The 6135-nt window shown below is 64.4% G+C and carries 7 protein-coding genes; 2 read left to right on the top strand and 5 right to left on the bottom strand.

Translation table 11 applies throughout. From position 1 onward, the window contains the following. Positions 1-276 precede the first annotated feature (276 nt). Genes ACIP21_RS17425 through ACIP21_RS17415 form a run of 3 tightly spaced genes read right to left on the bottom strand, consistent with a single transcriptional unit; the run spans position 277 to position 2626 of the window. Complete coding sequence (locus tag ACIP21_RS17425) at positions 277-645, bottom strand: DNA polymerase III subunit chi (protein WP_400689879.1); 369 nt, start codon at positions 643-645, stop codon at positions 277-279. A gap of 5 nt (positions 646-650) precedes the next feature. After that, positions 651-1082 carry a DNA polymerase III subunit chi gene (locus ACIP21_RS17420; protein WP_400689876.1) on the bottom strand — a complete coding sequence of 144 codons (432 nt, stop codon included), beginning with the start codon at positions 1080-1082 and terminating at the stop codon, positions 651-653. Between the two features lie 50 nt (positions 1083-1132). After that, positions 1133-2626 (bottom strand): leucyl aminopeptidase, encoded by a 1494-nt coding sequence (locus tag ACIP21_RS17415; RefSeq protein ID WP_400689873.1) that lies wholly within the window; start codon positions 2624-2626, stop codon positions 1133-1135. A 290-nt stretch (positions 2627-2916) separates the two neighbouring features. On the opposite strand from ACIP21_RS17415, the gene lptF reads away from it, so the two are divergent. Further along, on the top strand, positions 2917-4032 hold the full coding sequence (lptF, locus tag ACIP21_RS17410) for an LPS export ABC transporter permease LptF (protein WP_400689870.1): 1116 nt from the start codon (positions 2917-2919) through the stop codon (positions 4030-4032). Beyond that, entirely contained in the window at positions 4025-5086 is a 1062-nt protein-coding gene (lptG, locus tag ACIP21_RS17405; protein ID WP_400689867.1) for an LPS export ABC transporter permease LptG, read from the top strand. The genes lptF and lptG overlap by 8 nt, the downstream gene beginning before the upstream one ends. Before the next feature lie 180 nt (positions 5087-5266). On the opposite strand, the gene ACIP21_RS17400 is transcribed toward lptG, so the two are convergent. Then, positions 5267-5755 carry an RDD family protein gene (locus tag ACIP21_RS17400; RefSeq protein ID WP_400689864.1) on the bottom strand — a complete coding sequence of 163 codons (489 nt, stop codon included), beginning with the start codon at positions 5753-5755 and terminating at the stop codon, positions 5267-5269. Between the two features lie 89 nt (positions 5756-5844). Further along, the gene (locus ACIP21_RS17395) at positions 5845-6054 is read right to left on the bottom strand and encodes a cold-shock protein (RefSeq protein WP_016392187.1); all 210 of its coding nucleotides are present in this window, start codon (positions 6052-6054) and stop codon (positions 5845-5847) included. Between the last annotated feature and the right edge of the window lie 81 nt (positions 6055-6135).

Raw genomic sequence — 6135 nt, 5'->3', positions numbered from 1 at the left:
TGCCACGGGATCATCACAGCCTTCATGGCTTGTGAGGCCCCTGTGGGAGCCACAGGATCATCACAGCCTTCATGGCTTGTGAGGCCCCTGTGGGAGCCACAGGATCATCACAGCCTTCATGGCTTGTGAGGCCCCTGTGGGAGCCACGGGATCATCACAGCCTTCATGGCTTGTGAGGCCCCTGTGGGAGCCACAGGATCATCACAGCCTTCATGGCTTGTGAGGCCCCTGTGGGAGCGGGTTTACCCGCGAAGCAGGCGCTGCCGATAGACCTGCTTACTCGGAACGCTTGATGAGCCGCTCGATCCGCGCATCCAGCCGGCGCTTGATCTCGTTCTCGATATGCGGGGTGAAGTCGTTGATCACGTCCTGCATGATCATCTGCGCCGCGGCACGCAGCTCGCTCTCCAGGTGCAGCAAGGTGTCCTGACGGCGGGTCTGCGGATCGTCCTCGGGCGTAGCGGCGGGCTCAGGCTCCGGCGCAGGCGGCGCATTGCCGGCCGGCACATCGAGCAACAGCGGAATCTGCTCGACCGTTTCGGTCAGCAGCGGCGGCTGCAGGTCGGCGTCGCCCAGCAGCTGGCGAATCGACTCGAGGTCGTCGAGCAGATGGGAGGAATCGGGAAGGGAGGAAGGCTTGTCCATCGTCGTCAAAGTCGCTGTAAGCGGTGATCTTGCAGAGCATAGCCCTGTTCACGGTAGAAACGGAACCGTTCCCGGGCCGATTGGCGGATGCCGGGTTCCTCGACCACGATCTCGGCCACCCGCTCGAACTGGCCGACAAACCCCGGCACATCGGCGCCCAGGTTGATCAGCAGGTCGCGGTGCTCGCCGGCACTGTCGGCGGCCAGGCCCAGGGCCACGCGGGCATCGGCGTGGGCCTCGGCCAGGTCGTGGGGCACGAAGGCCTCGCCCTTGAAGCGCCACAGACGTTGGTCCAGCTCGGCGCGTTGCTCGGCATCCTGGCAGTGCAGGTAGACCCGGTGGCCGAGGCGCCAGGCCTTTTCGCACAGCTTGCAGGCGAAATCCAGCCGCGCCGACAGCGCGTCGGTGGGCAGGATATAGAAGTCGACTTTACTCATGGTCTGCTCTGCCAACCGGCGGCGCCTGGGGCGCCACCGGTTTCACGGCATCAGGCGCCGACGCGGTCGAGCAGGTACTGGGTCAGCAGCGGGACTGGACGGCCAGTGGCGCCCTTGTCCTTGCCGCCGCTGATCCAGGCGGTGCCGGCGATGTCCATGTGCGCCCAGTTGTACGCCTTGGCGAAGCGCGACAGGAAGCAACCCGCGGTGATGGTGCCGGCCTTCGGCCCGCCGATGTTGCCCATGTCGGCGAACGGGCTGTCCAGTTGCTCCTGGTACTCGTCGAACAGCGGCAGCTGCCAGGCGCGGTCGTCGGCGCGCTTGCCGGCGTCCAGCAACTGGCCGACCAGTTCGTCGTTGTTGCCCATCAGGCCCGAGGTGTGGCTGCCCAGGGCGACGATGCAGGCGCCGGTCAGGGTGGCGATGTCGATCACCGCCTGCGGCTTGAAGCGTTCGGCGTAGGTCAGGGTGTCGCACAGCACCAGGCGGCCTTCGGCGTCGGTGTTGAGGATCTCGACGGTCTGCCCGCTCATGGTGGTGACGATGTCGCCCGGGCGGGTGGCGCCGCCGCTGGGCATGTTCTCGGCGCAGGCCAGCAGGCACACCAGGTTGATCGGCAGCTGCAGTTCGAGCACGGCGCGCAGGGTGCCGAACACGCTGGCGGCGCCGCACATGTCGTACTTCATTTCATCCATGCCGGCGCCTGGCTTGAGGCTGATGCCGCCGGTGTCGAAGGTGATGCCCTTGCCCACCAGCACGAAGGGCTTGTCGGCCTTCTTGGCGCCTTGATAGTTGAGCACGATCAGGCGTGGCGGCTGGTCGCTGCCCTGGCCCACGGCGTAGAACGCGCCCATGCCCAGGTCCTTGATCTTCTTCTCGTCCAGCACCTCGACCTTCAGGCCCTTGTGCGCCTTGCCCAGGTCCTTGGCCTGCTCGGCCAGGAAGCTTGGGTGGCACAGGTTGGGCGGCAGGTTGCCGAGGTCGCGGGTGAAGGCCATGCCGGTGGCGATGGCGCTGGCGTGCTTGACCGCGCGCTCGACCTCGGCCACGCCGGCCTTGTCGGCCAGCAGGGTGACTTTCTTCAGGGCGCGTGGCTCGGCCTTCTGGCTCTTGAACCGGTCGAACACGTATTCGCTGTCGAGCAGGGTCTCGGCCAGCAGGCGGTATTTGCCATAGTGGGCATCGCGGTTGTTCACGGCGATGTCGTCCAGCGCCAGGACCGCGTCGCTGCCGTTGAGGCCCTTGAGCACGCCGGCGACGCTGCCCACCAGCTTGCGCCAGGCACGGTCGCCCAGGGCTTCGTCCTTGCCGCTGCCAACCAGCAGCACGCGCTCGGCCTTCAGGCCCGGCAGGCCTTGCAGCAGCAGGGTCTGGCCGGCCTTGCCGGCCAGGTCGCCGCGCTTGAGCACGGCGCTGATGGCGCCCTCGGCGGCCTGGTCGACGGCCTTGGCGACGGCGCCGAGCTTGCGCCCTTCACCGACCGGCACGACCAGAGTGGCGGTTTTTACCGATGCAGCAGCTACGCTTTTTACAACCAGTTCCATGTCAGGTTCCCCGAATGATCTTTTGCAGGTGGCGCTGTTGAGTATCGCGCTCTGGACAGGCCTGGCGGCGGGCTCGCGCGCCAGCGGAAAAGCTGCCAGTTTGAGCCTCTGACAAGTGTGCTGACAACCCCGTCGTGCGGCTTCATGCGCGGCCAAGTGACAGGCGCGGCCAATCACAGGATAATGCGCGCACTTTACATGGAGGTTCGCCGCTGGCGAACCGGTTTTGGCCTTGGCTGTCACAGGCCAAAGTTTGGCAGTCCGCCCCTGACAACCCAGGAGTGTCTGGTTTGATCGTCTTTCGTTATCTGTCCCGCGAGGTCCTGCTGACCTTGAGCGCCGTCAGCGCCGTGCTGCTGGTGATCATCATGAGCGGGCGTTTCATCAAGTACCTGGCCCAGGCCGCCCAGGGCCTGCTCGACCCGGGCGTGCTGTTCCTGATCATGGGCTTCCGCCTGCCAGGCTTCCTGCAGCTGATCCTGCCGCTGGGCCTGTTCCTGGGTATCCTCCTGGCCTATGGCCGGTTGTACCTGGAAAGCGAGATGACCGTGCTCTCGGCCACCGGCATGAGCCAGCAGCGCCTGCTTGGCCTGACCATGGCGCCGGCGGCGCTGGTCGCCCTGCTGGTGGCCTGGCTGAGCCTGAGCCTGGCGCCCCTGGGCGTGGTCCAGGTGCAGCAGATCATTGCCCAGCAGGACGCCCTGACCGAGTTCGACACCTTGGTGCCGGGCCGCTTCCAGACCCTGCGCGACGGCTCGCGGGTGACCTACACCGAGCAGCTGTCGGACGACCGCATCAAGCTGGCCGGGGTGTTCATTTCCGAGAAGCGCTTCAACCAGGACAAGACCAAGGACCGCGCGCCTTCGGTGCTGGTTGCCGAAAAGGGCCACCAGGAAGTGCAGGCCGACGGCAACCGTTACCTGGTGCTGGAGAACGGCTACCGCTATGACGGCAACCCGGGCCAGGCCGATTACCGGGCGATCAAGTACGACACCTACGGCGTGTTGCTGCCCAAGCCGGAAGTCGCCCAGGAAGTGACCGAGCGCGAAGGCATCCCGACCCTGGACCTGTTCGGCAAGACCGACCTGCGCGAGCGTGCCGAGCTGCAATGGCGCCTGTCGCTGCCGATCCTGGTGTTCATCGTGACCCTCATGGCGGTGCCGCTGGCCAGGGTCAACCCGCGCCAAGGCCGTTTCCTCAAGCTGTTGCCGGCGATTCTTCTGTACATGGCTTACCTGACGATGCTGATTTCCGTACGCGGCGCCCTGGAAAAGGGCAAGTTGCCGATTGGCCTGGGCATCTGGTGGGTGCACGGCCTGTTCCTGTTGATCGGCCTGGCCCTGATGTACTGGGAACCGCTGCGCCTGAAACTGGCTGCCCGTCGCGCGGAGGTGGCCCATGGCTAAGCTCGACCGCTACATCGGCCAGAGCGTGCTGATGGCCATCCTGGCCGTGCTGGGGATCATCCTCGGCCTGGCCTCGCTGTTCGCCTTCATCGACGAGATGGGCGACCTGAGCGACACCTACACCCTGATGGACGCGAGCAGCTTCGTCCTGCTGACCGCACCGCGCCGGCTTTACGACATGCTGCCGATGGCGGCGCTGATCGGCTGCCTGATCGGCCTCGGCAGCCTGGCCAGCAGCAGCGAGCTGACCATCATGCGTGCTGCTGGCGTGTCCATCGGCCGTATCGTCTGGGCGGTGATGAAACCGATGCTGGTGCTGATGCTGGTCGGCCTGCTGGTCGGCGAGTACGTGGCCCCGGTGACCGAGAACAAGGCCCAGGCCGACCGTTCGCTGGCCCAGGGCGGCGGCGAGTCGCAGAGCTCCAAGCGTGGCATGTGGCATCGCCAGGGCGAGGAGTTCGTGCACATCAACGCGGTGCAGCCCAACGGCCTGCTGCTGGGGGTGACCCGCTACCGCTTCGACAACGAGCGCAAGATCCAGACTTCGAGCTTCGCCCGTCGTGCCCAGTACAACGCAGACCACTGGATGCTCAGCGATGTCAGCACCACGTACTTCCGTGGTGACCACACCGAGGTGGTGAAGGCGCCTACTGAACAATGGGACGTTTCGCTGACGCCTCAGTTGCTCAATACAGTGATCATGGCGCCCGAGTCGCTGTCGATCACCGGGCTGTGGGACTACATCCACTACCTGTCCGACCAGGGCCTGAACAATTCCCGCTACTGGCTGGCGTTCTGGACCAAGGTGCTGCAGCCGATGGTCACTGCGGCGCTGGTGCTGATGGCGATCTCGTTCATCTTCGGCCCGCTGCGTTCGGTGACCCTTGGCCAGCGCGTGTTCACCGGTGTGCTGGTGGGTTTCGTGTTCCGCATCGGCCAGGACCTGCTCGGCCCATCGAGCCAGGTATTCGGTTTCCCGCCGCTGCTGGCGGTGGTGATCCCTGCGGGTATCTGTGCCCTGGCAGGCCTGTGGTTGCTGCGACGAGCCGGATGATGGCCTGAGCCGTACGAAAAAGCCGACCTCATGGTCGGCTTTTTTGTGGTTGTCCTGTACCGGCCTCTTCGCGGGTGAACCCGCTCCCACAGGGTTCATCATTGCCCTCGAAAATTGCGCGACACCTGTGGGAGCGGGTTTACCCGCGAAGACGCCCGTACAGGCAACCCAAGGCTCAGCTCATTTCACCTGTTTCGGCACCCGCACCAGCTGGGTTTGCGAATAGATGTCATGCCAGCCACGCTGGCGCTTGTCGATCAACGACCAGAAGAACCCCAGCCCCAGGCACAGCCAGGAGGCGATCGACACCATGAAGCGCAGCAGCGCCTGCCACAGGCTGATCGCGCTGCCGTCGGCGTTCTGCACCCTCACGCCCCACACCTGCATGCCCAGGGTCTGGCCGCCATGGGTCCAGAACTTGGCGAAGAAGCCGAACAGGGCAAACAACAGGATCGTCGACAGCAACGGGTCGCCGTCCAGCGCGCCGGCCTCGGTCAGTTCGCGCATGCGCGCCTCGCCGATGATTGCCATCTGGACCATCTTGTAGGCGCCCGCAGTCACGATCAGCAATGCCGTGCACAGCAGGAAATCGTAGAACATCGCCGCCAGGCGTCGGCCCAGGCCGACCGGTGGAAAATCACCCTGGGGGGAGAGCAGAGGCTTGGGCATGCAGTACGGCTCCAATTGACGAAGCCACTATTCTACGGGCAAAAAAAACCCCTGCACATGGCAGGGGTTTTTGCGAGCCAGGCTTGTACTCAGACAGGCTGGACTTTGTCAGCCTGCATGCCTTTCTGGCCTTGGACTGCTTCGAAGGTGACCTTCTGGCCTTCCTTCAGGCTCTTGAAGCCGTTGCCTTCGATGGCACGGAAGTGCACGAACAGATCCGGACCGCTTTCTGGGGTGATGAAACCGTAACCTTTCTCGTCATTGAACCACTTGACGGTACCGTTCTGACGCTCAGCCATTGTCTTATTTCCTACGAAGCTTAAATTTTGATGACAGTTACTTTCGCATTAATGAGTAAGCGAAAGATTACTGGGCTGGGT

It is taken from the genome of Pseudomonas sp. NPDC089401, assembly GCF_044749485.1.
Classification (GTDB): domain Bacteria; phylum Pseudomonadota; class Gammaproteobacteria; order Pseudomonadales; family Pseudomonadaceae; genus Aquipseudomonas.
The sequence above is the reverse complement of the archived record's forward strand: the minus strand, read 5'-3'. Positions and strand labels throughout refer to the sequence as shown.